General features: G+C 74.7%; 23 protein-coding genes. 19 read left to right on the plus strand and 4 right to left on the minus strand.

Annotation, left to right across the window (positions count from 1 at the left end):
* Nucleotides 1-58: 58 nt before the first annotated feature.
* The 13 genes from FHR36_RS11380 (at nt 59) to FHR36_RS11440 (ending at nt 12,971) form a co-directional block, all read left to right on the plus strand.
* On the plus strand, nt 59-1,624 hold the full coding sequence (locus tag FHR36_RS11380) for a phage tail sheath family protein (protein WP_253796124.1): 1,566 nt from the start codon (nt 59-61) through the stop codon (nt 1,622-1,624).
* A gap of 94 nt (nt 1,625-1,718) precedes the next feature.
* Nucleotides 1,719-2,162: a phage tail protein gene (locus FHR36_RS11385; protein WP_253796126.1), complete on the plus strand. Its 444-nt coding sequence runs from the start codon at nt 1,719-1,721 to the stop codon at nt 2,160-2,162.
* 7 nt (nt 2,163-2,169) lie between these two features.
* A complete protein-coding gene (locus FHR36_RS11390; RefSeq protein ID WP_380231919.1) occupies nt 2,170-2,634 on the plus strand; it encodes a hypothetical protein in 465 nt (154 codons plus the stop codon).
* Complete coding sequence (locus tag FHR36_RS11395; protein WP_253796128.1) at nt 2,631-2,786, plus strand: DUF6760 family protein; 156 nt, start codon at nt 2,631-2,633, stop codon at nt 2,784-2,786. The genes FHR36_RS11390 and FHR36_RS11395 overlap by 4 nt, the downstream gene beginning before the upstream one ends.
* 1,225 nt (nt 2,787-4,011) lie before the next feature.
* Entirely contained in the window at nt 4,012-5,409 is a 1,398-nt protein-coding gene (locus tag FHR36_RS11400; RefSeq protein ID WP_253796129.1) for a hypothetical protein, read from the plus strand.
* A 17-nt stretch (nt 5,410-5,426) separates the two neighbouring features.
* Nucleotides 5,427-5,861, plus strand: a complete 435-nt coding sequence (locus tag FHR36_RS11405; RefSeq protein ID WP_253796130.1) for a phage tail protein — start codon at nt 5,427-5,429, stop codon at nt 5,859-5,861.
* A 17-nt stretch (nt 5,862-5,878) separates the two neighbouring features.
* Nucleotides 5,879-6,634, plus strand: coding sequence for a CIS tube protein (locus FHR36_RS11410; protein ID WP_253796131.1), 756 nt, complete (start codon nt 5,879-5,881; stop codon nt 6,632-6,634).
* Nucleotides 6,635-6,664: 30 nt separating this feature from the next.
* Nucleotides 6,665-8,518, plus strand: coding sequence for a VgrG-related protein (locus FHR36_RS11415; RefSeq protein ID WP_253796132.1), 1,854 nt, complete (start codon nt 6,665-6,667; stop codon nt 8,516-8,518).
* Between the two features lie 81 nt (nt 8,519-8,599).
* Nucleotides 8,600-8,881, plus strand: coding sequence for a PAAR domain-containing protein (locus FHR36_RS11420; RefSeq protein WP_253796133.1), 282 nt, complete (start codon nt 8,600-8,602; stop codon nt 8,879-8,881).
* An 8-nt stretch (nt 8,882-8,889) separates the two neighbouring features.
* Entirely contained in the window at nt 8,890-9,315 is a 426-nt protein-coding gene (locus tag FHR36_RS11425; protein WP_253796134.1) for a GPW/gp25 family protein, read from the plus strand.
* Nucleotides 9,315-11,258 (plus strand): putative baseplate assembly protein, encoded by a 1,944-nt coding sequence (locus FHR36_RS11430; protein WP_253796135.1) that lies wholly within the window; start codon nt 9,315-9,317, stop codon nt 11,256-11,258. Before FHR36_RS11425 ends, FHR36_RS11430 begins: the two co-directional genes overlap by 1 nt.
* Nucleotides 11,255-11,821, plus strand: coding sequence for a phage tail protein (locus FHR36_RS11435; protein ID WP_253796137.1), 567 nt, complete (start codon nt 11,255-11,257; stop codon nt 11,819-11,821). The genes FHR36_RS11430 and FHR36_RS11435 overlap by 4 nt, the downstream gene beginning before the upstream one ends.
* On the plus strand, nt 11,808-12,971 hold the full coding sequence (locus FHR36_RS11440; RefSeq protein ID WP_253796139.1) for an NADase-type glycan-binding domain-containing protein: 1,164 nt from the start codon (nt 11,808-11,810) through the stop codon (nt 12,969-12,971). The genes FHR36_RS11435 and FHR36_RS11440 overlap by 14 nt, the downstream gene beginning before the upstream one ends.
* Here FHR36_RS11440 and FHR36_RS11445 read toward each other — a convergent pair.
* Complete coding sequence (locus tag FHR36_RS11445) at nt 12,958-14,751, minus strand: AfsR/SARP family transcriptional regulator (protein WP_253796141.1); 1,794 nt, start codon at nt 14,749-14,751, stop codon at nt 12,958-12,960. The two genes, FHR36_RS11440 and FHR36_RS11445, sit on opposite strands and share 14 nt — an antisense overlap.
* A 259-nt stretch (nt 14,752-15,010) precedes the next feature.
* Here FHR36_RS11445 and FHR36_RS11450 point away from each other — a divergent pair, with 259 nt between their 5' ends.
* The 3 genes from FHR36_RS11450 (at nt 15,011) to FHR36_RS11460 (ending at nt 17,965) form a co-directional block, all read left to right on the plus strand.
* Nucleotides 15,011-15,538, plus strand: a complete 528-nt coding sequence (locus FHR36_RS11450) for an NUDIX hydrolase family protein (RefSeq protein ID WP_253796756.1) — start codon at nt 15,011-15,013, stop codon at nt 15,536-15,538.
* A 21-nt stretch (nt 15,539-15,559) separates the two neighbouring features.
* Complete coding sequence (locus tag FHR36_RS11455; protein ID WP_253796143.1) at nt 15,560-16,093, plus strand: TIGR00725 family protein; 534 nt, start codon at nt 15,560-15,562, stop codon at nt 16,091-16,093.
* Between the two features lie 81 nt (nt 16,094-16,174).
* Nucleotides 16,175-17,965 carry a serine/threonine-protein kinase gene (locus tag FHR36_RS11460; RefSeq protein ID WP_253796144.1) on the plus strand — a complete coding sequence of 597 codons (1,791 nt, stop codon included), beginning with the start codon at nt 16,175-16,177 and terminating at the stop codon, nt 17,963-17,965.
* A gap of 65 nt (nt 17,966-18,030) precedes the next feature.
* Here FHR36_RS11460 and FHR36_RS11465 read toward each other — a convergent pair whose 3' ends face one another.
* The 3 genes from FHR36_RS11465 to FHR36_RS11475 all read right to left on the minus strand — a co-directional run bounded on the left by FHR36_RS11465 (nt 18,031) and on the right by FHR36_RS11475 (nt 22,056).
* On the minus strand, nt 18,031-19,413 hold the full coding sequence (locus FHR36_RS11465) for an MFS transporter (protein ID WP_253796145.1): 1,383 nt from the start codon (nt 19,411-19,413) through the stop codon (nt 18,031-18,033).
* A 13-nt stretch (nt 19,414-19,426) separates the two neighbouring features.
* A complete protein-coding gene (locus FHR36_RS11470) occupies nt 19,427-20,239 on the minus strand; it encodes a glycerophosphodiester phosphodiesterase family protein (protein ID WP_253796146.1) in 813 nt (270 codons plus the stop codon).
* A 152-nt stretch (nt 20,240-20,391) separates the two neighbouring features.
* Nucleotides 20,392-22,056 carry a serine/threonine-protein kinase gene (locus tag FHR36_RS11475; RefSeq protein ID WP_253796147.1) on the minus strand — a complete coding sequence of 555 codons (1,665 nt, stop codon included), beginning with the start codon at nt 22,054-22,056 and terminating at the stop codon, nt 20,392-20,394.
* 193 nt (nt 22,057-22,249) lie between these two features.
* Here FHR36_RS11475 and FHR36_RS11480 point away from each other — a divergent pair, with 193 nt between their 5' ends.
* The 3 genes from FHR36_RS11480 (at nt 22,250) to FHR36_RS11490 (ending at nt 25,243) form a co-directional block, all read left to right on the plus strand.
* Complete coding sequence (locus tag FHR36_RS11480; protein WP_253796148.1) at nt 22,250-22,828, plus strand: TetR/AcrR family transcriptional regulator; 579 nt, start codon at nt 22,250-22,252, stop codon at nt 22,826-22,828.
* A 145-nt stretch (nt 22,829-22,973) separates the two neighbouring features.
* Nucleotides 22,974-24,011 (plus strand): agmatine deiminase family protein, encoded by a 1,038-nt coding sequence (locus FHR36_RS11485; protein ID WP_253796149.1) that lies wholly within the window; start codon nt 22,974-22,976, stop codon nt 24,009-24,011.
* A gap of 77 nt (nt 24,012-24,088) precedes the next feature.
* Nucleotides 24,089-25,243 carry an agmatine deiminase family protein gene (locus tag FHR36_RS11490; protein ID WP_253796150.1) on the plus strand — a complete coding sequence of 385 codons (1,155 nt, stop codon included), beginning with the start codon at nt 24,089-24,091 and terminating at the stop codon, nt 25,241-25,243.
* Nucleotides 25,244-25,247: the final 4 nt, after the last annotated feature.

The raw sequence follows: 25,247 nt of genomic DNA on the forward strand, positions 1-25,247 counted from the left end.
CCTTGGTCCGCGGCCACGGCAGGCTGGGCCTGACCGGACGGGCCGAAGGGGGATGCGCATGCCGTCGTACAAGTCGCCGGGCGTCTACGTCGAAGAGGTCGAGGCGGGTTCGCGACCGATCGAGGGCGTGGGGACGGCGGTGGCCGCCTTCGTCGGGCTGGCCGAGAACGGGCCGTACAACGCGCCGACGCTGGTGACCAACTGGAGCCAGTACACGCGGGAGTTCGGCGACTTCATCGACGGCTCGTACCTGGCGCACGCGGTGTACGCGTACTTCCTGAACGGTGGCGGCGCCTGCTACGTGGTGCGGATCGGGGCGCCGGCCGGGGCCGAGTCCGGGGTGTCGGCCGTCGAGGGCGGCAGGCGCGGGGCGAAGGCCGCGCTGCCGGCCGGACCGCGGGTGGCTCTGGACGGCTTCCGGGTCGCCGCGCTGGAGGGATCGGGCGAGGGCCTGGTCGTCGAAGTGGCCGACGCGGGCGGGGAGTCGCCGGCGGAGGAGGCGTTCACGCTGCGGGTCCGGCGGGGCGAACAGGTCGAGGAGACCTTCGACGTCTCGGCCAAGCGCAGCCAGCGCAGCTACGTGGTGACGGTGGTCCGGGAGCGCTCGCGGCTGATCGTGGTCGAGGAGGCGGCCCCGGCGGGCGCGCTCGCCAGGCCCGGCAACCAGACGGTCGCGGTGCCGCCCGCCCCGGCCCCGGCGGCCGCGCAGAGCGAGCCGACCCCGGGCGAGTACGTCGGCAGCGCGCAGGACCGGACCGGTTTCGCGGGCCTGGAGGCGATCGACGAGATCACCATGCTGGCCGTCCCGGACCTGATGAGCGCGTACGAGCGGGGCGCGCTGGACGCCGAGCAGGTCAAGGCGGTGCAGCTCGCGATGATCGCCCACTGCGAGCTGATGGGCAATCGGATCGCGATCCTCGACCCGCTGCCGGACCTGAGTCCGCAGCAGGTGAAGGAGTGGCGCCAGGTCGGGGCCGGCTACGACTCCAAGTACGCGGCGCTGTACTACCCGTGGATCAAGGTCGCGGACCCGGCGACCAAGCGCAACCGCTTCGTGCCGCCGAGCGGTGCGATGGCCGGGGTCTGGGCGCGCAACGACGACACCCGCGGGGTGCACAAGGCGCCCGCCAACGAGGTGGTGCGCGGTGCGATCGAGCTGCCGGTCAACCTGACCAAGATCGAGCACGACCAGCTCAACCCGATCGGGGTGAACTGCATCCGGTTCTTCCCCGGCCGCGGCATCCGGGTGTGGGGAGCGCGGACGCTGTCCTCCGACGCGAGCTGGCGCTACCTGAACGTCCGGCGGCTCTTCAACTACCTGGAGGAGTCCATCCTGATGGGCACCCAGTGGGTGGTGTTCGAGCCCAACGACGACGCGCTGTGGGCCAGGATCCGGCGGACCATCTCGGCGTTCCTGGTCAACGAGTGGCGCAAGGGCGCACTGTTCGGGCTCACCCCGGACGAGGCGTTCTACGTCAAGTGCGACCGGGAGACCAACCCGGCGGAGGGGATCGACGCGGGCGAGGTGGTCTGCGAGATCGGCATCGCGCCGGTGAAGCCGGCCGAGTTCGTCATCTTCCGGCTTTCCCAGTTCTCCGGCGGCAACAGTCTGGTCGACGAGTGACCGGCCGCGCCGGCTTCCGATCCGGCTTCCGATTCGGCTCCCGATCCGTTCCCCGTCCGTGAGCCGCAGGGCGGCAGAAGGCGAGTAGGTGGTCATGGCACTGCCCGACATGGATTCCTCCGTCGGCCACTCCTTCGGCCTGGAGTTCGACGGAGTGGTGATCAAGCAGATCAACGAGGTCAGCGGCCTGAAGATGGAACAGGACGTGATCGAGCTCAAGCAGAACACCGCCGACGGCAAGTACGTGCTGAAGAAGCTTCCCGGCCGCCCCAAGGCCGGCGAGGTCACCCTCACCCGGGGCCTGACCGCGGACAACAGCTTCGAGAAGTGGATCAAGGACTCCCGGTTCGGCAAGATGGGACAGGTCCGCAAGGGCGGCGCGATCATCGTCTTCGACTACGAGGGCCGGCCGATCAAGCGCTACACCCTGGTCAACGCCTGGCCCAAGAGCCTGGAGATCGGCTCGCTCAAGGCCGGTGACACCAACGTGCTCACGGAGAAGATCGTGATCACGTACGAGCAGATGGACGTCAGCTGAGGCCGGGATGCGTCGACGGATCACCGCCTCCGCGGAGGCCGAGGCCGCCCCGGCGGCCCCACCGAAACCAGCCGCCACCACCGACCGGGACACCGGGGACCGGATGCGCACCGAGTTCACCTTCGAGCTGCCGCGAGGCTACGTCGACGACTCCGGGCAGGTGCACCGGGCCGGCGTGATGCGTCTCGCCACCGCGCGGGACGAACTGGTGCCGCTGCGCGACGACCGGGTCCGCGAGAACCCGGCCTACCTCTCGGTCGTGCTTCTGGGCCGGGTGGTCACCAGGATCGGAACCGTGACGGACGTGCACGCCGGCGTCATCGAGGACCTGTTCGCCTCCGACCTGGCCTTCCTTCAGGACTTCTACCGGCGCATCAACGCCGAGGGCCACACCCGGGCCCAGGTCACCTGCCCGTCCTGCGCCTGCGACTTCGCCGTCGACCTCTCCGGCGGCCGCCTGGGGGAATCGTGACGTACGCGACCGAGCGCCTGTACGAGGAGGTCGCGTACGTCGCCTACCACTTCCACTGGGGGCTGGACTCCATCCTCGACCTGGAACACCCGGAACGGCTCCGCTACGTGGCACAAATCGCCAGGCTGAACAGCCTCGCCCCGGGGCGGTGAGGACACGGTGGGGTTCTGGGCCCGGCTGACCGGCCGGCCGGCCGTCGACACGTCGGACGATCCGGCGCCCGCCGCCTCGGCGGAGGGGAGGGGTGCTCCGGGCGGACCGGCGGAGCCGGGCTGGCGCGACCTCCCCGTCCAGCGGCTGACCTTCGGCGCGCCCGCCCTCGTCGCCGACCCGGACGGCTTCCGGGCGACGCTGACCACCTGGCAGGACCCGTCCTTCCTCGCCCCGCTCGGCCACCTCGTCACCGCCGACGCCCCCGGCGGCACCGCCCACGGCGTGGTGGAACCGGCGGAGTCGTGGCGCCGGGAGGAGCGGCCGGGAGCGGGGGCTGCCGAAGGGCGCGTAAGCCCTGTGACGATGGGGGCGGGAGCGGTGGGCATCGGTCCGTCGTCGGCGCTCGGGACCGGCGGGCCGGTGGGCCGGCCGCCGGTGGTGCAGCGGGCTCGGACCGAGTCGACTGACGATCCGTCGACGGGTCGTGCGCCGGCTGTGCTTCGGGCGTGGCAACCGCCTTCGAACGGGGCGACGGGTGCTGACGGGTGGTCGGAGCCGGGGTCGCCGATGACGAGGCAGTCGATGTCGGATACCGATGGCGGGTCGGAGCGAGGGCTTCCGTCGGTGGTGCGGCCGGTCTCGTCGGATCTCGCGGGCGAGGTGGCAGGGCATTCGACGGTCGACCTTCCGGTGGCCCGGCGCGCGGCGGCAGAACGGCCCGTGGTGCAGCGCAGCCGGCAGTTGCCGCCGGGTGCTGACGGGTGGTCGGAGTTGCCGCCGGCGATGCGGTCGGCGCCGTCGGCGCCGTCGGGCGAGTCGGTGAGCGTGGGCGGCCGGGCGGAGTCGGGCTCGGCGGAGGCGCTGGTCCGTTCCGATGGTGGGGTGGGGACGGAACCGGTGGCCGCCCGGGCGGAGGGGCCGACGATGCTACCGCTGGTCGGCGAACGCGGCCCGACTCCGGCGGAGGTGCCCCTGTCGTCCGGCGTCGACCGGTCGGGCGGCCGCGGCGCGACGGATCTTCCGACGGTTCAGCGAGCAGGTGGCGAGGGAAAGCCAACGCCTTCGGTACCTGCGGAGGCGGGCAGCTCAGGGACGACGGCATCGCCGACCGGGTACGGCGAGTACCGTTCGGCGTCCTCGGGGACGGACGCCGCGCGCGCGGCGTCAGGGTCCGAGCGGGCGCCGGCCATCGGACGCGGCGAGTACCGGCCGACGGTGGGGGAGGTGCCGCTGCGCCCCGCGGTCCGGACCGGCGGGCCCGAGCGCGGTACGGCTGTGCCGGTCCAGCGGCAGGGGCCCGAGTTGACGCTCGCTTCGTCGGCGGACCTGCCGGTACGGGCGCTGGCGGCGGTGCCGTTGGTGCCGGGCGGCTCCGTGCCACCTGCGGGCGGGCCGGACGCCGGGGTCCGGCCGTCGACGGTCGAAGAGTTGGATTCCCCGCAGGTGGGCCCGCGCACCGCTCCCGAGACGTTCAGCCTGCCGCAGCCGTCCGCGGGCACGCTTCCGCTGCTCGGGGACCGGGCGCCCCTGGGTGAGCAGCCGGTCGAGCCGCTGTCGCCGGCCCCGGAGCCGCCTCGGCGCTTGGGCCTGGGTGCCCCGCTGCCCGCGCCGCCGCCGAGCGTCCAGCGCAGCGCGTCCCCGTCGGCTCGGGTGCGCGGGCGGATCGGTGAGCCGCTCCGAGAGGTGCCGACCGCGCCGCCGTACGAGGACACTGCACCGGCCACCGAACCGCCGGCCGGTCGGCCCGTACCGCTCCGAGAGGGTCCGACCACCACCGCGCCCCCGTACGAGGACAGCGTGTCGACCGCCGTGCGACCGGTGGTGCCGAACGCCCTCGCCCCGCGCACAGGGGACGCCGTACCGGCCCCGGCCCCCGTGCAGCGGACGGCGGCCGGGTCGGAGCTTCCGGTCGTGCGGCCGGTACCGCTGCCGCCGGGGCCGGGCGTTCGGGGTGCTGTCGATCCGGCCGTCGGGGCCGCGGACGGGGGCGTTCGGGCGGACGGGGCGGTGCTGGTCGGAGAGCGTGGGCTGGAGCTCCGCTCGGCGCCGATGCCGGTGCAGCGGGACGCGGCGGAGTCGGCTGCGTCCGAACCGGTCGTGGTGCCCGTCCGTCCGCTCGCCTCGGACCGGCCGAGGACCGTCCGCGTCCGGCCCGTGCCGGCACCGGATGCCCACAGCGCCCCCGCCGCACTGCCGGTGCAGCGGGCTGCCGCCGGTGACCCGGGGGCCGTGGCGGTGGCGGCGGGGATCGGCCAGCGGATGCCGGACGGCTCGGTGGTGTTCGCACCCCCGGCCGCGCCCGCCACCCACCCCACCGCCACCCACCCCACTGCCCCGGTCCCGTCGGCCACGGTCCAACGCAGCGAGGACGCGAACCTCGCCGGCCCGACCGACCCCCCGCCCCCGCCGCCGGCCCCCGACCCGCCGCCCGCCCCCGCCCCGCCGCCCGTCGGCGACGCAGCAGCGGCAGCCGCCGCGACGGCACCGGCCCCGCCCTCCGGCGGAGCCGAGAGCACCGACGAACTGGTCCGCCGCCTGATCGACCCGCTCAGCCGGCTGCTGCGCGCCGAGCTTCGGCTCGACCGCGAACGGGCCGGGCTCCGCCTCGACAACCGCTACTGAGCAGAGGAGTTGGACAGATGGCCGACGACGACCCCGCGGTGAGCGTGTGCTTCATCGTGAAGATCGACGACTTCAGCCTCGGTGCCTTCAACAGCTGCGAGGGGCTCGGCTGCGAGGTGGTGATGGAGCAGCGTGAGGAAGGCGGCAACAACGGCTTCGTCTGGCAACTGCCGTCCAGGATCAAGTACTCGAACATCAAGCTCACCCGCCCGGTCACCCGGGACACCGAGAAGGTCACCCGGTGGATCGCCGGAATGGTGTCGGGGGTGACCCGGAAGACGGGGCAGATCAGTGCGATGACCGCGGACGGCCGGGTGGTGGCGCACTGGAACCTGCTGGACGTGGTGCCGGTCCGCTGGCAGGGCCCGTCGCTGAGCCCGGAGACCGCCAAGGTGGCCATCGAGACGCTGGAGATCGCACACCACGGTTTCCTCGATCCCGGTCGCGGCTGAGGGGCGGGGCGGCAGCGATGTCCTCGTCCCCCGTCGCGTTCAGTGCGGCGTCCACCGGTCCGGGCGGCGGTGGCCGGCCGAAGCTGGAGCGCGCGTACCTGGAGCTGCGGCACCCGCCGGCCGACGGCGGCAGCAGCGCGCCCGGACCGCACCTGGGGAAGATCGACTTCCAGTTCAACCCCAAGGAGCTGAGCCTGGCCAAGTCGGCCACCTGGGAGCGGAAGACGGCCCGGGGCGCGCGGACGGCCGGCCCGGCGGAGTTCAAGGGGCCGCAGCCGAGCAAGCTCACCCTGGAGATGTTCTTCGACGCGACGGCCCGGCAGGACGACCGGGTGGTACGGGCGGTGGAGCAGCTGTTCTCCTGCTGCGTGCCGACCGATCAGACGCACAGCCAGTCCCAGGGCGTCCCGCCGTGGGTCGTCTTCCACTGGGGCGGGCTGACCGGCTTCGTCGGCTACATCAGCCAGGTGCAGGCGAAGTACACCCTGTTCACGGCCGGCGGGCTGCCGATCAGGGCGGTCTGCCAGGTCACCCTGGAGGAGCTGAACGGCGAGGCGCCGGGCCAGAACCCGACGTCCGGGGCGCTGGCCGCGCGCCGGGTGCACCGGGTGGTGGCGGGGGACACCCTGGCGCTGCTCGCCTGGCGTGAGTACGGCGACCCGACCGCCTGGCGGGAGATCGCCGAGGCGAACGGCATCGACGATCCGATGCGGCTTCGGCCCGGCAGCGAGTTGCTGCTGCCGGGCGCGGAGGAACTGACCGGCCGCTCCTGAGCGCGGACCGGACGAGACCTGGGAGGGGACATGGCGGGAGAGACCTTCGCCAACAGCCTGGCCGTGGAGGCGGACGGGACCGCGCTGCCGGCCGGGGTGGCCGAGCTGCTGGTCTCCGCGTACGTGGACGACAGCCGCCGCCTCCCGGACCTGTTCGTGCTGCGCTTCCGCGACCCCGACCACCTGGTGCTGCGCAGGACGGGCATCACCATCGGCACCCCGCTGCGGCTGTTCGCCCGCTCGGCGGACGACCCGGAGCGCCGACTGCTGGTCTCCGGCGAGGTGACCGCCCTGGAGGTCGATCTCGACACCACCGGCACCTTCACCGTCGTCCGGGGGCTCGACCACTCGCACCGGCTGTTCCGCGGGCGGCGGGTGACCGGCTACCGGCAGATGACCGCCTCCGACATCGCCGGCGCGGTGGCCCGCCGGGCCGGCCTGACCCTCGGCACCGTCGACGCGACCACCACGGTGCACCCGTACGTGACCCAACCCGGCCTGACCGACTGGGAGTTCCTGGAGCGGCTGGCCACCGGGTGCGGGCGCGAGGTGGCGGTGGTGGACGGCAGGTTCGAGTTCCGGCGGCCCGCCGAGGCGGCCGCGGCGCCGGCGACCTCGACCCCGGTCCGCTCCAGCGCCTTCGTCCTGGAGCTGGGCCGCAATCTGCTGCGCTGCCACACCATGGTGACCTCCGCCGACCAGGTGAGCGACGTGGAGGTCCGCGGCTGGGACGTGCGGGCCAAGCGCGCTGTTGTCGGCCACGCCCCGGCGGACCGCACCGACCGGCTGAGCCTCGGGCTGACCCCGGGACAGGTCGCCCGCCCCTTCGGCGAGTCCGTGCTGCTCGCCACCGACGTGCCGTACGGCAGCCAGGCCGAGGCGGACCAGGCGGCCCGTTCGCTCGCCGCCGACGTGGCGTCCTCGTTCGCGGAGCTGGAGGCGGTGGCGATGGGGATACCCCGGCTGCGGGCCGGTGCGGCGGTGGCGCTGACCAACATCGGCGCGCCGTTCGAGGGCCGCTACACCGTCACCTCCACCCGGCACGTCTTCGACCCCGCGGTCGGGTACCAGACGTGGATCACCGTCAGCGGGCGGGCCGACCGGTCGCTGTTCGGCCTGTCCTCGGGCCGGGCCGACGAGCGGCGGCGCGAGCGGGTCGGCGGGCTGGCCACCGCCACCGTCACCGACACCCGGGACCCGCTGTCCCAGGGCCGGGTGCGGCTGTCGTTCCCGTGGCTGTCCGACGACTACGTCAGCGACTGGGCGCGCACCAGCCAGCTGGGCGGGAAGGACGGCGGCGGGGTGTTCGGCCCCGAGGTCGGTGACGAGGTCCTGGTCGGCTTCGAGCAGGGCCTGATCGACCACCCGTACGTGCTCGGCGGGCTGTACAACGGCGTGGACCACCCGAGCGGTCACGACACCGACCTGATCGACTCCACCAACGGCGCGGTCAACCGCCGCTCCCTGGTCTCCCGCAGCGGTAACCGGGTGGAGCTGCTGGACGCCGCCGCCGGTCCAACCGGGGTGCGGCTCTCCACCGGGGACGGCAAGCTCACCCTCCACCTGGACCGGCAGCAGGCCGCCGTCGTGGTGCTCAGCGACGGCACGGTGGAGATCCGGGCCAAGCAGCAGGTCACCGTCCGCGCCGAGCAGGGGATCAGCATGGACGCGGGCACCGGGAAGCTCGAACTCAGCGGCCAGTCCGTCCAGGTGACGGCCCGCTCGGGCTTCCAGGTGGACGGCGGCGCGGGCGCGGTCAAGCTGCAGACCCAGGGCCAGGTGGACGTCCAGGGCGCCACAGTCGGTGTCAGCGGACAGGCGAGCACCGAGATCAAGGGCGGGGCCAGCTGCTCGATCAGCGCCGCCCTGGTGCGGATCAACTAGCGGCACGACCAACAGCATCAACCAGCGGCACGTCACCCCGAACGGCCCACGACCAGCGACGAGAACAGGAAGGACCCCGACATGCCTCCAGCCGCCAGGGTCGGCGACCCGACCGGACACCCCGGCGTGATCGGGCCGCCCGGCGTGCCCACCGTGCTGATCGGCGGACTGCCCGCCGCCGTGGTCGGCACCCCGCACGTCTGCTCCTTCCCGCCGCCGGCCGTCCACCCGCCGAGCGCCATCGCCCCGCCGGGCTGTCCGACCGTGCTGATCGGCGGGCTGCCCGCCGCCCGGATGGGCGACCTGGCGGCGTGCGGTGCCCCGGTGGTGACGGGCTGTCCGACCGTGCTGATCGGCGGGTGAGGGCGGCGATGGGAGAGCAGTTCACCGGCGCCGGCTGGGCCTTCCCGGTCCGCACCGACCGCACCGGGTCGATCGCCCTGGTGACCCGGGAGCGGGAGATCGAGGAGAGCATCCGGCTGATCCTCGGCACCGCGCCCGGCGAGCGGCCGATGCGGCCGATGTTCGGATGTGCCATCCACGAGCACGTCTTCGCCCCCGCCGACACCGCGACCGCCGGGCTGATCGCGTACGAGGTGCGGCTGTCCCTGGAGCGCTGGGAACCGCGGATCGACCTGGTCGACGTCGCGGTCGCCTTCGACCAGGTCGACCGGGGCAAGCTCTACATCGACATCCGGTACGCCGTCCGGGGGACCAACGACCCGCGCAACCTGGTCTTCCCGTTCTACGTGATCCCCGAGCACGACGGCCCCGCCGCGACGGGGAGTGAGGGCTGATGGCGCTGGAGCGGCCCAACCTCGACGACCGCCGCTTCCAGGGGCTGGTGGACGAGGCCAAGCGGATGGTGCAGCAGAACTGCCCCGAGTGGACCGACCACAACGTCTCGGACCCCGGCGTCACGCTGATCGAGGCTTTCGCGCACATGGTCGACCAGTTGCTCTACCGGCTCAACCGGGTGCCGGACAAGAACCATCTGGCCTTCCTCGACCTGATCGGCGTCCGGCTGTTCCCGCCGGCCGCCGCCCGGACCGAGCTCACCTTCTGGCTCTCCGCGCCGCAGTCCCAGCCGGTCCTGGTCCGCGAGGGCGCCGAGGTGGCCACCGAGCGCACCGAGGCCGAGGAGGCGGTGGTCTTCCTGACCGACCGTCATCTCGCCATCCTGCCCTGCACCCTGGCCCACCTGGCGACCACCGCCGGGGCCGCCGCCACCGGCCGGGACACCGAGTTGGCGGACGGCCGCGGCATCCCCTGCTTCGCCGCCCTCCCGCAGCCGGACGACACCCTGCTGTTCGGGCTCTCCCAGGCCGTACCGCACTGCGCGGTGGCCCTGCGGCTGGCCTTCCCGGTCGAGGGACACGGCATCGATCCGGCCCGGCCGCCGCTGGTCTGGGAGGCCTGGACCGGCGAGGAGTGGACCGCCTGCGAGGTGGAGAAGGACACCACCGGCGGCTTCAACCAGCCCGGCGACGTGGTCCTGCACGTCCCGGCCGGCCACACGGCCTCGCTGGAGGCCGGGCACCGGGCCGGCTGGCTGCGCTGCCGGGTCGTACCGCCCGTGGCCGGCCAGTCCCCGTACGCGGCGACCCCCGTGCTGCGCTCCGCCCGGGCCTTCACCACAGGCGGCACGACCACCGCACTGCACGCCGAAACCGTGCACGGCGAGCAGCTCGGCCACGCCGAGGGAGTGCCCGGCCAGTGCTTCGTCCTGGCCCGGACGCCCGTGGTGGCGGGCGGCGACCCGGTGGTCCTGGAGACGACCGGCCGCGACGGCCCCGAGGAGTGGACCGAGGTCGAGGACTTCGCCGGCTCCGGCGAGCACGACCGGCATTTCCGGCTGGACCGCACCACCGGCGAACTCACCCTCGGCCCGGCCCTGCGCGACCCCGACGGCACGCTGCGCCGCCACGGCGCGGTCCCGCCCAAGGGCACCCCGCTGCGGGTCCGCGCCTACCGCACCGGCGGCGGGCGGCGGGGCAACGTCGCCCGCGGCAAGCTCAACGTGCCGCGCAGCTCCATCCCGTACGTCGCCCGGGTGGAGAACCGCCGCGCGGCCGGCGGCGGCGTCGACGGCGAGGACGTCGAGCACGCCCGGGTACGCGGCCCGATCACCCTGCGCACCGGCGGCCGCGCGGTCACCGCCGAGGACTACGAGCAACTCGCCCACGAGGCCTCGCCCGAGGTCGGCCGGGTCCGCTGCCTGGCCGCCGAGAGCGGCCCGGACGCGGGCGGCGTTCGCGTCCTGCTGGTGCCGAGGGTGCCGGACGACGGCCGGGGGCGGCTGGAGTTCGCCCGGCTCGCCTTCTCGGACGAGCTGCTGGCCGAGGTCACCGGCTACCTGGACCGGCGGCGGATGCTGGGCACCCGGCTGCTGGTCACCCCGCCGCACTACCAGGGCGTCACCGTGGTCGCCGAGGTGCGGGCCCGCCCCGGCCGCTCGGGCGAGGACCTGCAGGAGGCCGCGCTCGGCGCGCTCCACCGCCACCTCGACCCGCTCGACGGCGGACCGGACGGCACCGGCTGGCCGTTCGGGCGGCCGGTGCAGGCGGGCGAGGTCCACGCGGTGCTCCAGCACCTCCCGGACGTCGAACTGGTCGAACGGGTCCGGCTGTTCCCGGCCGACCCGCGGACCGGACGGCGCGGCCCGGCCACCGACCGGATCGAACTCGGCCCCGACGCGCTGGTCTTCTCCTACGAACACCAGGTGAGGGTGCTCGGATGAGCGGCGGACGGGCACTGATCCCGGGGCTGGCCAGCCCGCACCCGATCGGCGCGGGACTGCCCGCCGTCTACGAGGAGAACGAGTTCGTCCACCGCTTCACCGCCGCCTTCGACGAGGTCCTCGCCCCCGTCCTGTGCACCCTGGACAACCTCGCCGCCTACTTCGACCCGGGCCTGGCCCCGAGCGACTTCGTCGAGTACCTGGCGGGCTGGGTCGGCGCGGAACGCCTCGCCCCGAACCGGCGGGAGGCCGTCGCCGGAGCGGTCGGGCTGCACGCCCTGCGCGGCACCTGCGCGGGGCTCGCCGCCCAGCTCCGGCTCGCCCTCGGCGTCGAGCCGGAGATCGAGGAGAGCGGCGGCGCGGCCTGGTCGACCGAGCCCGGCGGACCGCTCCCCGGTTCGGCCGAGCCGCGGCTGCTGGTCCGTCTGCGGGTCCCCGATCCGGCGGCGGTCGACCGGCGGGCGCTGGCGGAACTGGTCCGGGCCGTGGTCCCGGTCCACCTGGCGGTACGGACCGAGGTGGTCGGCACACACGGAGAGGGTGGCGGCGATGGTGATCTGTGAGCACTGCGGGCTGGCGGGCGTACCGGGCGAGTTCTGCGGCGGGTGCGGCAACTTCGTGCCCTGGGACGCCCGTCCGGCTCCGGCGCCGCCCGCCGGGGGGACCGTCCCCGCGGCGGGTTCCGCGGTCGGTCCCGCGGCGGCGGGCGGCGCCGATCGCGGTCGGCGCGGGGAGGGGACGGGCGGAGCGTCGTCCGGCCCCGGCCCCTTCGCCGGCCCGAGCACGGAGCCGCCGGCCACCGCCACGCCGACCGCTGCACCGACCACCGCCTCGGCCACCGCCGTCGAGGTGCCCGCCGCCGCAGGACCGACCCCGGCGCCCGGGGTCGGGGCGGTCCGCCCGGACCAGCCGGCCGAACCCGTGGCGCCGCCCGCGGCGCCCGTCCGGCCCGCCGAGGAACCCCCGGAGCCCGGCGACCTCATCTGCGGAAACTGCGGCGCGGGCAACCTCCCCGCGCGGAAGTTCTGCCGCCGCTGCGCGCAGTCGTTGCAGGACGCCCGGGTGGTGCCCCGGCCGCCCTGGTGGCGACGACTGACCACGCGCCGCCGCCGGCCGCAGCCGGCGGCCGGCGACCGGCCCAGGGCCGTGCGGTCATGGCGCCGCCCCCGCCTGCTGGTGGTGCTCCTGCTGGTGGTCGCCCTGCCGCTGACCGCCTGCTGGCTGCTGCGCGACCAGTTGGCCGCCGGGGTGGAGACCGTCCGCGACCGCGTGGCCACCCCGCAGCAGATCCACGCGGTCACTCTGAAGGCGTCCAGCGAGTCGCCCGACCACCCGGCCCGGCTGGCGGCCGACGGCACCACCGACCGCTACTGGGCCCCGGCGCGGCCCGGTGACGGGCGCGGCGAGTACCTGGAGGCGGAGTTCGCCGGACCGTTCCGGCTGCTGGACGTGGTGGTCCATCCCGGCGCCTCCGCCAACGCCGAGCAGTTCCTCGCCGCGGCGCGCCCGCAGGCCCTGCTGCTCACCATGACCGCCCCCGACGGCCGGGTCACCACCCGGACGCTCACCCTGGCCGACACCCCGGGCCCGCAGCGCTTCCACGTGGCCGTCGGCGCCGTGCTGAGGATCCGGCTGACGGTCGACGCCGCGTACGGCACCGGCCAGGACCGGCGGGTGGCGGTCGCGGAAGTGGAGTTCTTCAAACGGCCGTGACCTCGCCCGCCCCGCCCGGCGGCCGCCCGTCCGTCCGGTCGCCGTCCCGCGCGGGCAGACGGACCGCCGGCAGCCCGAGCGAATGCAGCATCCGGGCATACCCGGCCCGGCTGCGCTGCGCGGCGGCGGCGTCGCCGTAGCGCTGCTGGGCGGCGATCAGGGTGTGCCAGGCGTCGTCACGGAAGGCGTCGATCGTCAGGCTGCGGGAGGCCGCCCGGGCCGCGGCCAGCGGGCGGCCGCCCGCCAACTCCAGCTTGGCCAGCGCCAGGGCCGCCTCGGCCGCCTCCCGGCGGTAGTGCTCGCGCCGCTCCACCACCCACTCCGCCGGACCGTCCTCCGGCAGCAGCTCGCCGGTGTAGGCCTCGAGCGCGGCCCGCAGCGCGCGGGCCGCGGGACCGGTCCGCCCGGCCCCGCGGGCCCGCCACCCTTCGGCGAGCGCGGTCTCGAACCGCAGCAGGTCGCAGTCGGCCGGGACGGCGATCCGCAGCAGATAGGCCTCGCCGCTGCGCACCAGCAGCCGGGCCCCGCCCCGGGCCACGCCCGGCTCCAGGAAGGTGCGCAGGGCCGAGACCGCCACCTGCAGCGCCCGGGCGGCGGTCGCCGCCGGACGGTCCGGCCAGAGCGCCTCCATCAGCAGCTCGCGGTGGACCGGCCGTCCGGCGTGGACGGCCAGCACCCGCAGCAGGGCGCGGGCCCTCGGCCGGACCCGGCTCCAGTCCGGTGAGCGTCCGTCCAGGGTGAGTTCGAACCCGCCGAAGCACCGTACGCTCACCCCTGGCCCGGCCGCCGTGCGGGCCCGCGCGGACCGGCCGCCGGGTCCGACCGGGTCGACGGGTCCGTCCTGGCCGACCGGTCGGTGGCGGTCGTACGGCCCGTCGTGGTCCACCGGCTCCGTCCCGTCCCACCGGCGCAGCAGGTGCTCGCGCAGCAGCGGCAGCCAGCGGTACGTCCCGACCGTCCGCTCGGATTCCACCAGGGCGTACTCGGTGGCCAGTTCGTCCAGCAGCCAGGCGCTGTCCCGGCCCCCGGTCAGCCGGTCGCAGCGCTCGGCGTCGAGCACTGGCAGCGGGCAGACCTGCCGCAGGAAGGCGGCCAGCCGCTCCGGCAGCGCACCGAACACCTCGCGCTCGATGTAACTGCCGGTCAGCGGGCCGACCGCCCGCGCGGCGCCGGCCGGCGGAGCCGCCGCGCTCTCGCGGACCAGGGCCGGGCGCAGCAGGTGCAGGGCGGCCGGCCAACCGCCGGTCAGCTCCGTCGCTGCGGGAGCGGTCTCGGCGTCGCCGACCAGCAGCTCGACCTCCGGCAGCCCCAGGCGCAGGTCGCGCGGGAGCAGCACGGTGGTCCCGGCGAGTTCACGCCGGGTCAGGTTGAACGAGGGCAGCCGGCGGCCCGCCGCCACCACCCGCAGACCGGGCGGGGCGAGCAGGGCGATCTCCTCCACCGCGGCCTCGGCCGCGGTCCCCCGGGCCAGGTGGAGATCGTCGACCAGGAGCAGCACGGGCCCGGCCAGCCGCTCCACGGCGAGCAGGCACGCCTCGAGCGTCGGCTGCTCCGGTGCGCCGGGCAGGCGGCGGGCCAGCGCGCTCAGCAGGGCGCCCGCATCGCCGGTGCCCCGGTGCGGGCGCCAGCGGACCACGGGGCCCGGGAAGCGCTCGGCGTACTGCGTCAGCACGGTGGTCTTGCCGAACCCGGCCGGTGCGACGAGCAGCGCGAGCGGCCCGGCCTGCCCGGTCAGCCGCTCCAGCAGGTGCTCGCGGACCAGCGTGGGGATTTCGCGCATGCGCAGTGCTCCCACCTGCCTCGTGAGGAGACATCGGTTGCCACGGAGGGAAGAGCAGCGATCACTGTAGGTGATCCTCTGGTGGCGCATCCAGGGGCGTGCGAAACCGTGACAGGGCGCACGGCGAACGGTGACCGACCCCGGAACCCGCCCGGGACCGGCCGCCGCGCACCGTCCTCGCCGTCCGCCCAGGCCTGCCCGCCCGGCGGGGTGCTCGGTGCGGGGGAGGCCGGGAACGTACGATCAGCCAATGTCTGACATGACGGAAACCACGCCTGGTTGGCTCGCTCCGGACGAGCTGGAGAGCACCCGGGCCCGGATGCCCATCCTGTACGTCGAGGCCGTCCCGGTGCGGGTCGACGACGCCGGCGAGGTCACCCAGGTGGGCCTGCTGCTGCGGATGGGGCCGGACGGGACGGTCAGCCGCACGCTGGTCTCCGGCCGGGTGCTGCACCACGAGCGGATCCGCGACGCGCTGCTGCGCCACCTGGAGAAGGACCTCGGCCCGGTGGCACTGCCCCGGATCCCCGCCTCGCTGCAGCCGTTCACCGTCGCCGAGTACTTCCCGACCCTCGGCATCACCCAGTTCCACGACCCGCGGCAGCACGCCGTCTCGCTGGCCTACATCGTGCCGGTGTCCGGCGACTGCCGGCCGCGGCAGGACGCCCTCGACCTGGTGTGGTTCACTCCGGAGGAGGCGGCCTCACCGATGGTCCAGCAGGAGATGCCGGGCGGTCAGGGCGTGCTGCTCAAGCGCGCCCTCGCGCATGTCGGCCGGCTGGACTGAGTCCCGCCGTACGCCGCCACCGTGACCGCAGCCGAGCCATCCGCCGGGCCCTCGGCCCCGCCCTACGTCGCCGTCGTCGGACCGGGTGACGCAGGGCCCGAGCAGTGCGCCGCGGCCGAGGCGGTCGGCCGGCTGCTGGCCGGGCGCGGTGCGGTAGTGGTCTGCGGCGGGCTCGGCGGGGTGATGGCCGCGGCCGCCCGCGGCGCGCGGGACGGCGGCGGGATGTCGGTCGGCCTGCTCCCGGGCCGGGACCGCTCGGCCGCGAACCCGTACCTCACCCTCGCCCTGCCGACCGGCATGGGGCAGCTGCGCAACGGCCTGGTGGTGGCCGCCGCCGACGCGGTCATCGCGGTCGGCGGCAGCTGGGGCACGCTGAGCGAGATCGCCCTCGCCCTGCGGGCGGGCCTGCCGGTGATCGCCCTCGGCGGCTGGCGCGTGGACGGCCCGCAGCCGCAGCGGCCGTCCGGTTCGCCCGGCCCGGCCCCGGCCGACACCCCGGAGGCCGCGGTGGCGGACGCCCTCGCGGCGGTTTCCGATCGTACGCAGGACTCCTGACGACCGATCGGATTCATGATCTGGCAGACTGAGCCGCGGATTGACGACTTGTCTCATACAGGTCATGGCGAAGGAGCCGGAATGTGGGGTCGGGGGACCGTACTCGGTAAGCGGTACACGCTCACCGAACGGGTCGGCAGCGGTGGCATGGGGGAGGTCTGGAGCGCCGACGACGGCGTCCTCAAGCGCCGCGTCGCGGTCAAGATCATGCAGCCGGGACTGCTGGAGGACCGCCGGTTCACCGAGCGGTTCCGGCGCGAGGCGCGGCTGCTCGCCACCCTCAAGCACCCGGGCATCGTGCACGTCCACGACTACGCCGAGCCGGGCGAGGACTCGGACCAGCGGATCGCCTACATCGTCATGGAGTTCATCGACGGCAAGCCGCTCAACACGGTGCTGGCCGCCGAGGGCCCGATGGTGCCCGCACGCGCGCTCGGCCTGATGGCGGAGGCCCTGGACGCGCTGGACGTGGCGCACAGGCAGCAGATCGTGCACCGCGACCTGAAGCCGTCCAACCTGATGCTGCGCAGCGACGGCGGGCTGACCGTGACCGACTTCGGCATCGCCCACGCGATGGCCGGGACGGAGATGACCACCACCAACTCGGTGCTCGGCACCGCCCTCTACATCGCCCCCGAGCAGGCCGACGGCAAGCCCACCACCCCGCTGTGCGACCTGTACTCGCTCGGCGTGGTCTGCTTCGAACTGCTCACCGGCCAGGTGCCGTTCATGGGCGCGACGGTGCTGGAGATCGTGCTCAAGCACATCCAGCAGCCGCCGCCGCAGCTGTCGGACGCCTTCCCGCAGGCCGTCCGCGACTTCGTCGCCACCGCGCTCGCCAAGGACCCGGCGGCGCGCTTCGCGGACGCCGCGGCGATGGCGGCCGCCGCGCGGGCCGCCGCCGAGCGGCCGGGCGCCGGGGTGGCCGTGCCGGAGCCGACCGTGTTCGCCACCGTGCCCGCGCCGGTGCGGCCCGAGCCGGCGGCGGCCGAGACCCCGCGGACGGTGCCCACCGAGCAGCCGCCCCGGCGGCGCAGCCGGGTGCTGGTACCGGTCGTGATTCCAGTGGTGATCTCGGCCGGGGTGGGGACGGCCGTGCTGGTCGAGCAGGCGCCGTGGCAGTCGCACGCCCAGGCGGCCGGTCCGCAGTCGCCGGGCGCCTCGGCGCCGGTCACCCCCGGGGCGGTGCCGGCCGCGGCGAGCGGTACGCCCGGCGCGTCCACGCCGTCGCCCTCGCCGACGCCGGGCGACCCGAACAGCCCGCAGAGCGCCCCGGGCCAGCAGCCGGGCAGCCCGGTGCCGGGCCAGGGCGGCGCCGCCCCGGCCGGCGGAGGCAACGCGGGTGGCGGCAGCGGCGGCGGTACGGGAGCGGGCGGTACCACCACCCGGGCCGGCCAGCCGCCCGCCACCACCCCGACCACCCCGCCGCCCGCGACCACCCCCGCCGACTCGGGCCCGCCGCAGGGGTGCGGCGGCGCCAGTTGGGGCTGGATCACCGGTGTGGGCAGCGGCCAGAAGCTGGGCCTGGCGGCGCCGGGCCTGGCCGGCGGCACCGCCGCGGTGATGGGCCGCAACACCTCGTACGGCTGGGTGCGTTCGGCCCCCGACCCCGGCGGCTGGTACACCCTCTACCCGTGCAACATGAGCAAGCCGCAACTGGTGCAGAGCAACAACGCGGTCGTGCTCTCCTCGGGCTTCAGCGTCACCGTCAACTGGACGGTGGTCGGCGCCCCCACCAAGGGCGCGGTCTACCTCAAGGACTACTCGAGCTCGACCTGCCTGACCGACAACGGCACGGGCAGCGCCGCGACCATGCAGACCTGCACGCCGGGCAACACCTCGCAGCAGTGGTACGTCCCGCCGTCGGGCTGACCGTCGGCCGGGCATGCGACGGCCCCGTCACCGCAGGACGCGCGGTGACGGGGCCGGAGGGTCGATCAGAGGCGCTCGGGGACGGGGTTGCCGACCGCCTCGATGGCGCGCTTGACCGGGACCTTCGCCAGGACGGCGAACCCGATGACGAAGAAGACCAGCAGCGAGATGATCGCCGACCGGTAGCTGCCGGTGAGCTCGTACGCCAGGCCGAAGACCAGCGGGCCCATCCAGCTGGTGCCGCGGTCGCTGACCTTGTACACGCTGAAGTACTCGGCCTCCTTGCCGGCCGGGATCAGGTGCGAGAACAGCGAGCGGGACAGCGCCTGGCTGCCACCGAGCACCAGGCCGATCATGCAGGCCAGCGCGAAGAACCAGATCGGCTTGTGGGCGGGCATCACGTACCCGAGGGCGAGGGTGATCACCCAGCCGACCAGCGAGCCGAGGACGGTCCGCTTGGCGCCGTAGCGGCGGGCGATGCGGCCGAGCAGCAGCGCGCCGCCGATCGCGACGATCTGCACCAGCAGGACGGCGGCGACCAGCGAGGTCTGGTCCATGCCGAGTTCCTCGCTGCCGAACAGCGAGGCCTGGGAGACGACGGTCTGGATGCCGTCGTTGTAGCAGAGGAAGGCGGCCAGGTAGAGCAGGGTGAGCGGGTACCGGCGCATGCCGCGCAGGGTGCGGCCGAGCTCGCGCAGGCTGCCCTCGGCGGGGCGGTCGCCCTCCCCGCCCTCGGTCCGGGCGGGCTTCACCCCGGCGCGCGACGGCAGCCGCAGCAGCGGGACGACGGTGAACAGCGCCCACCACAGTCCGGCCGAGGCCAGGCAGATCCGCACCGCGGTGCCGGAGGACACCCCGAGCGCCTCGTGGCCCTCGAACAGCGCCAGGTTGGCGACCAGCAGCAGCCCGCCGCCCGCGTAGCCGTACGCCCAGCCCTTGGAGGAGACCGCGTCGCGCTCGTCCGGCGAGGCCAGGCCCGGCAGGTAGGCGTAGGAGAGCGCGACCGACACCGCGTACGCGATGTTGGCGATCACCAGCAGCCCGCCGCCGAGCAGGTAGCGGTTGCCGCCGAGGAAGAACATGCCCATGGTGGCGGTCGCGCCGAGGTAGGCGAAGCCACACATCATTTCCTTGTGCCGCCCGGTGCGGTCCGCGATCGTGCCGGCCAGCAGCATCGCGCCGACCGACAGCAGCACCGAGAAGGAGACCGTGTACGGGAAGTACGACCCGGCGCGGATGGAGAGGCCGAGCGGGTGGACGTTCCCCGACGCGTCGGCGGCGTCCTTGGCGATCGAGGTCAGGTACGGGCCGAGGAACACCGTCAGGACGGTGGCCGAGAAGGCGGCGTTGGCCCAGTCGTTGATGTACCAGCCGAACTGCATCCGGCGCAGTGCGTCACGGTCGCTGGTGGCCGCCGCACTGTCCGGCGGGTGGGTCGCGGTGTTCATGGGGATCCCCCGTTCACTCTGCTGGAACTGTGCTGGAGCCGTTGCCGGCGTCGTTGCCGGCGTCGGACCACGAGCCGCGCTCGCCGAGGACGTCCTTCAGGACGTCGATGCGGTCGGCCATGATGCCGTCCACGCCGAGGTCCAGGAGCGCCCTGATCCGGTCGGGGTCGTCGACCGTCCAGACGTGCACCTGGAGGCCGGACCGGTGGGCGGCGCGGACGAAGGCCCGGTCGACCACCGGGATGCCGCGGTGCCGCTCCGGCACCTGCGCGCACACCCCGGCCCACGGCGCCCCGGCGCCGCGCAGCAGCGGCCCGGCCAGCGAGCGCAGGCGCAGCCGGGCGACCTCGCGCGGGCCGAGCGAGGTGGCGAGCCGGGGGCCGGCCGCGGCGCGGACGGCGGCGATCCGGGAGTCGGAGAAGCCGCCGACGCAGACCCGGTCCCAGGCGTCGGTGCGGCGGACCACCTCGACCAGCGGCTCGACGGCCGCCGGCGCCTTGACGTCCACGTTGAAGCGGACGTCGGGGAAGGCGTCGAGCAGCTCCTCCAGCAGCGGGATCGGCTCGGTGCCGCCGATGCGGGCCTCGCGGACGGTCTGCCAGGGCAGTTCGGCCACCGCGCCGGTCCGGTCGGTGACCCGGTCGAGGAGCGTGTCGTGGAAGGCCACCAGGACCCCGTCGGCGGTGGCGTGCACGTCCGTCTCGAGGTAGCGGTAGCCCAGGGCGACGGCGGCCTCGAACGCGGCGAGCGAGTTCTCCGGGTGGCCCAGGTCACCGCCCCGGTGCGCGAAGGCGAGTGGCCCCCGGTGGTCGAGGAATGGGTGCATGCGTGCTCCGAGAATGCCGGGAGGGGGACGGGCGGCAGGGGGAATGCGAAGGGTGGCGCTGCCCGTTCCGGTGGCGTCTCGGGTGGCCTGCGTTACAGTATTGCGCGCTGTGTCAAGCTCTCCTACGCGCCGGTAGCTTAGCGGGCCGCCGGTCAGCTCCCGTCCTGCCGGTAGTAGTCGACCGAGACCCGCACCGGGCCGTCGCCCGGCGCGGCGGCGAGCAGGCGGACCACTGCCAGGTCCCGGCCGTCCTGGCCGCGCACGCAGAACGCCTTCCCCTGCAGGCCGGCGAAGTCCAGGCGCGTCGCGGGCCGGTCCGCCAGGCCGGTGAGGCAGTCGGCCGGACCCGGGCGGTCGTCGGGGGCGAGGTAGGTGTCGTTGGTGTCCGCGACCAGGAACTCGGCCGCCGTCCGGCCGACGAACCAGCTGGCCGTCTCCTCCGCGGCGACGGTGCCCGTCTTGAGGTCGAACTCGTAGCTGTGGTCGGGCGAGACCAGCTCCCGTCCGGTGTACACCGCCGTGTAGCCGGCCACGGTGGCGGGGGACGGGCGGGCGCTTGCCGGGGACGACGGGGTCGGGGTGCCGCTGACGGCCGGGGCGTCCGCCTGCGGGCCGGGGTCGTCCTGCTGGTCGTCGGGGCCGTCGACCAGCAGGACGTAGGTGCCCACCGCGCCGAGGAGCAGCGCGATCGCGGCGACGGCGGCGGTGCGGCGGCGCGACCCCGGGCGGGCGGCTGGGCGGGCGGAGCGTCGGTCCGCGGCGGGCGGTGCGGCTTCCGGGCGCGGTGCGGGGGCGGCCGGCGCCGGCGCGGTCGGGGCCTCGTGCAGGGAGGGCGCCGGGACCTGCAAGGTCGGTGCGGGGACGTGGACGGTGCGGGCCTCGGCGGGGGCCTGGGGGAGGTCGGCGCGTCTGCGGATCTCGGTGGCCACCGGCCGGGGCAGCCAGCCGTCGGTGAACCGGAGCCCGCCGCCGAGCGCGGGGTGCCGGTGGACGGCCTCGATCAGCTGGGCGGGAGTGGGGCGCAGCTCGGGGCGCTTCGCCAGGCAGTGCCGGACGAGGTCCACCAGGCCCGGCGGGACGGCGCCGAGGTCGGGCTCCTCGTGCACCACCCGGTAGAGGGCGCCGGACTCCGGCCCGTGGCCGAAGGGCGGGGTGCCGCCGGCGGCGCAGGCCGCCAGCGCGCCGAGGGCGAAGACGTCGGTGGCGGGCGTGGCCGGGGCGCCGAGCGCCTGCTCGGGGGCCATGAACCCGGGGGAGCCGATGCGCAGGCCGGTGCCGGTGAGGCCGACGGCGTCGGCGGCGCGGGCGATGCCGAAGTCGATCACCCGCGGTCCGTCGGTGGCCAGCAGGACGTTGGCGGGCTTGAGGTCGCGGTGGACCACGCCGACGGCGTGGATGGCCTGCAGTGCCTCGGCGATGCCCGCGACGAGCAGCAGCACCGTCGGCTCGGGCAGCGGCCCGGTGCGGTGGACGACCTGCTGGAGCGAGGGGCCGGGGACGTAGGCGGTGGCCAGCCAGGGCGTGGCGTCGTCCGGTCCGGCGTCGACGACCTGGGCGGTGTACAGGCCGTGGATGAGCCGGGCGCTGGCCACCTCCTGGGCGAACCGGTGCCGGAACTCGGGGTCCTCGGCGAGCTCGGGCCGGACGACCTTGAGCGCCACCGGACGGCCGCCGCGGGTGTACGAGAGGTAGACGCGCCCCATCCCGCCCACGCCGAGGCGCGCGTACAGCCGGTATCCGCCGACCTCGGCGGGGTCGTCGTCGGTCAGCGGCCGGAAGGTGGGGGCGGGCGCGGCGGCGGCTCTGTGGTCGTGCATCCGGGCAGTTTATAGATACTTTCAGGATTTGCCGCCGGTGGGCCGGGTCGGAGCCGTTGGCCGCGGACGTGCAGATACGGAGCGAGCCGTGTGGTTCAGGTCACCGGCGTCGAGGCGGCCGGATTGACCGCTGAGTGAGTGGTCAGGGCAAAGGGCTGATCATCGCGGGCGGCTCCGAGTAGGGTGGTGCACCGTGGCCAGTCGTAAAACATCAATCCTGGAAGCGGCGGCGCGGGTGATCGCCAGGCGCGGGGTCCGCGGCCTGCGCGTCGAGGAACTCGCCGCCGAGGCCGGCGTGTCCACCGCGCTGATCTACTACCACTTCAAGGACCGCACCGGGATCCTCCGCCAGACGCTCGAGTTCATCAACGACCGGGCCGAGCGCTACACGACGGAGCGCGACCCGGACGCGCCGCCGCTCACCCCGCGCGAGGAACTCGACCGGACGCTGCTGCTGGAGCTGCAGGACGCCCCGGAGGTCCGGGAGAACAGCACCGCCTGGGGCGAGCTGCGGGCCAGCGCGGTCTTCGACGACGCGCTGCGCGAGGACCTGGCCCGGGCGACGCTGGTCTGGGCCCAGGAGATCGCCGAACTGCTGGGGCGGGTCCAGCCGATGACCTCGGCGACCGCGCTGGCCGCCGCCGCCGAGCGGCTGACCGCGCTGCTGGAGGGCCTCAGCATGCGCTGGCTGAGCGGCACGCTGCCGCTGACGCATGCGCGGGCGCTGATGGCCGAGGCGATCCAGGTGGAGGTCGAGCGGCTCGGCCGCTGACCGGACGGGATGCCCGGGACGCCGACCAGGGGTCGGCGGCCCGGGCATCGTGCTGTTCGGGTGGCTTCGGCAGTTCCACAAGCTTGACTGATTTTTCAGTCAGTGTCAGGGTGGGGCCATCGGCGACACTTGATCTGGAGATCCGATGACCGAACACCCCGACTCCTCCTCGGGCGGCGTACGGCCCCGGGTGCCGGCGGACGACGTTCCGCACGCCCGCACCTGGATGTCCTGGCCGTCCCGCAGATCGGTGTGGGGACGGCACCTGTCCGGCGTGCAGGACGACATCGCCCTGATCGCCCGCACCGTCGCCGCGTACGAGCCCGTGGTGATGTGCGCCCCCGACGACTGGAGCGCCCGGCAGGCCCGGGAGCGGTGCGGCCCCGCCGTCGAGGTGATCACCGACATCCCCACCGACGACCTGTGGATGCGCGACATCGCCCCCGTCTTCCGCCGCGACGGCCATGGCGGCCTGGACGCCGTCGGCCTCAACTTCAACGGCTGGGGCCGCAAGCAGGTCCACACCGACGACGCGTACGCCGCCGAACTGGTCGCCGCCCGCCGCGGACTGCGGTTCTCCTACGCGGACTTCGTCGGCGAGGGCGGCGCGGTGGAGACCGACGGCGACGGCACCGTGATGGCCACCGAGAGCAGCCTGGTCAACAAGAACCGCAACCGGGGGATGAGCCGCGACGAGATCGAGGACGCCGCCCTCGACGCGTACGGCGCCGACCGGATGATCTGGCTGCCCGGCATCAAGGGCAAGGACATCACCGACGACCACGTGGACGTCACCTCGCGGTTCGTCCGCCCCGGCGTGGTGATGGTCCAACTGCCGCCCCCGGGCCGCGACGACGTGTGGGCGCGCGACGCCCGCGAACAGTTCACCCTGCTGTCCGGCGCGACCGACGCCCGCGGCCGGCGCCTTCAGGTGGTCCGGGTGGACGGCCCCGACACCGTGCGCTCCCGGAAGTCGACCTTCGTCGACTCCTACCTCAACTTCCACGTCGTCAACGGCGCCGTGATCACCGCCCAGTTCGGCGACCCGGCCAAGGACGAGGCCGCCCGGCAGACCCTGGCCGCGGTCTTCCCCGGCCGCCACGTCGTCCAGCTCGACGTCGACCGCCTGATGGGCGGAGGCGGCGGCATCCACTGCTCGACCATGCAGGAACCGCTGCCCTGACCCGGCCGGCCGCCCCACGTCGCCCGCTCACCGCCGGCCGCCGTACCAGCCCACCCTCTTCCCCCCGGAGGACCCCCGTGTCGATCTCCGCCCTGTCGCGGCGCACCCTGCTGCGCTCCCTCGCGGGCGCCGGCGTGCTCGCGCTCGGCCTCACCGCCTGCACCGACGACCCCGACGCGCAACCCGGCGACGGGCCCCCGACGCCCGGCTCCGGCAGCGCCGGCGGGCGCCGCTTCGGCGCGGAGTGGGAGAAGCACACCCGGACGTACCTGGCCTGGCCCTCCTCCGCGAACATCTGGGGCGGGCAACTGCACGACGTCCAGAAGGACATCGCCGCCCTCGCCGCCGCCATCGGTGCGCACGAGCCGGTGGTGCTGCTGGCCCGGCCCGACCAGGAGGACACCGCCCAGCAGGCCTGCGGCCGCGACGTCGACGTGATCCCGCTCGCCGTGGACGACCTGTGGGCCCGCGACACCCTGCCGGTCTTCGTCGAGGAGGACGGCAAGGTCAAGGGCGTCGACTTCAACTTCAGCGGCTGGGGCAACAAGCAGGAGCACAGCAACGACGGCAAGGTCGCCCGGGCGCTGCTGGAGCGCTACTCCCTCGACCGGATCGAGACGCCGGTCGTCGCCGAGGGCGGCTCCTTCGAGACCGACGGGCTCGGCACCCTGGTCCTCACCGAGAGCTCGGTCGTCAACGCCAACCGGAACCCCGGGATGAGCCGCGAGCGCATCGAGGACGAGCTGAAGAAGGCCCTCGGGGTGACCAAGGTGATCTGGCTCGCCGGCGTCCGCGGCAAGGACATCACCGACGCGCACGTCGACTGCCTGATGCGCTTCGTCGCCCCCGGCACCGTCCTGCTCGACCAGGCCTTCCCCGGCTCCCCGGCGGACTCCTGGTCGCGCTCGGCCGACCAGGCGAAGTCCGTCCTGCGGGACGCCACCGACGCGCGCGGCAAGCCGATCGAGGTGATCGAGCTGCCGCAGCCCGACCCCGACCGGATCACCGGGCGCGGCGACGCCTTCGTCTCCTCGTACCTGAACTTCTACATCGGCAGCAAGGGCGTCTACCTGCCCCGGTTCGGCGACGCCCGGGCCGACGACCGCGCCCAGCAGGTCATGAAGGAGCACTTCCCCGACCGCGAGATCGTCCCGGTGAGGATCGACGCGATCGCGGCCGGCGGCGGCGGGATCCACTGCGCCACCCACGACCTGCCCGCCCTCGGCGGGTGACCCG

The sequence above is a fragment of the Kitasatospora cinereorecta genome (genome assembly GCF_024172095.1).
Taxonomy (GTDB): Bacteria; Actinomycetota; Actinomycetes; order Streptomycetales; family Streptomycetaceae; genus Kitasatospora; species Kitasatospora cinereorecta.

What these genes read in the sequence shown, in the direction of transcription:
- FHR36_RS11420 (WP_253796133.1), top strand. Translation starts at nt 8,600, where the DNA reads ATGCCTCCAGCCGCCAGGGTCGGCGACCCGACCGGACACCCCGGCGTG.
- FHR36_RS11410 (WP_253796131.1), top strand. Translation starts at nt 5,879, where the DNA reads ATGTCCTCGTCCCCCGTCGCGTTCAGTGCGGCGTCCACCGGTCCGGGC.
- FHR36_RS11445 (WP_253796141.1), bottom strand. Translation starts at nt 14,751, where the DNA reads ATGCGCGAAATCCCCACGCTGGTCCGCGAGCACCTGCTGGAGCGGCTG.
- FHR36_RS11440 (WP_253796139.1), top strand. Translation starts at nt 11,808, where the DNA reads ATGGTGATCTGTGAGCACTGCGGGCTGGCGGGCGTACCGGGCGAGTTC.
- FHR36_RS11475 (WP_253796147.1), bottom strand. Translation starts at nt 22,056, where the DNA reads ATGCACGACCACAGAGCCGCCGCCGCGCCCGCCCCCACCTTCCGGCCG.
- FHR36_RS11405 (WP_253796130.1), top strand. Translation starts at nt 5,427, where the DNA reads ATGGCCGACGACGACCCCGCGGTGAGCGTGTGCTTCATCGTGAAGATC.
- FHR36_RS11485 (WP_253796149.1), top strand. Translation starts at nt 22,974, where the DNA reads ATGACCGAACACCCCGACTCCTCCTCGGGCGGCGTACGGCCCCGGGTG.
- FHR36_RS11465 (WP_253796145.1), bottom strand. Translation starts at nt 19,413, where the DNA reads ATGAACACCGCGACCCACCCGCCGGACAGTGCGGCGGCCACCAGCGAC.
- FHR36_RS11380 (WP_253796124.1), top strand. Translation starts at nt 59, where the DNA reads ATGCCGTCGTACAAGTCGCCGGGCGTCTACGTCGAAGAGGTCGAGGCG.
- FHR36_RS11435 (WP_253796137.1), top strand. Translation starts at nt 11,255, where the DNA reads ATGAGCGGCGGACGGGCACTGATCCCGGGGCTGGCCAGCCCGCACCCG.
- FHR36_RS11415 (WP_253796132.1), top strand. Translation starts at nt 6,665, where the DNA reads ATGGCGGGAGAGACCTTCGCCAACAGCCTGGCCGTGGAGGCGGACGGG.
- FHR36_RS11460 (WP_253796144.1), top strand. Translation starts at nt 16,175, where the DNA reads ATGTGGGGTCGGGGGACCGTACTCGGTAAGCGGTACACGCTCACCGAA.
- FHR36_RS11385 (WP_253796126.1), top strand. Translation starts at nt 1,719, where the DNA reads ATGGCACTGCCCGACATGGATTCCTCCGTCGGCCACTCCTTCGGCCTG.
- FHR36_RS11390 (WP_380231919.1), top strand. Translation starts at nt 2,170, where the DNA reads ATGCGTCGACGGATCACCGCCTCCGCGGAGGCCGAGGCCGCCCCGGCG.
- FHR36_RS11430 (WP_253796135.1), top strand. Translation starts at nt 9,315, where the DNA reads ATGGCGCTGGAGCGGCCCAACCTCGACGACCGCCGCTTCCAGGGGCTG.
- FHR36_RS11470 (WP_253796146.1), bottom strand. Translation starts at nt 20,239, where the DNA reads ATGCACCCATTCCTCGACCACCGGGGGCCACTCGCCTTCGCGCACCGG.
- FHR36_RS11425 (WP_253796134.1), top strand. Translation starts at nt 8,890, where the DNA reads ATGGGAGAGCAGTTCACCGGCGCCGGCTGGGCCTTCCCGGTCCGCACC.
- FHR36_RS11450 (WP_253796756.1), top strand. Translation starts at nt 15,011, where the DNA reads ATGACGGAAACCACGCCTGGTTGGCTCGCTCCGGACGAGCTGGAGAGC.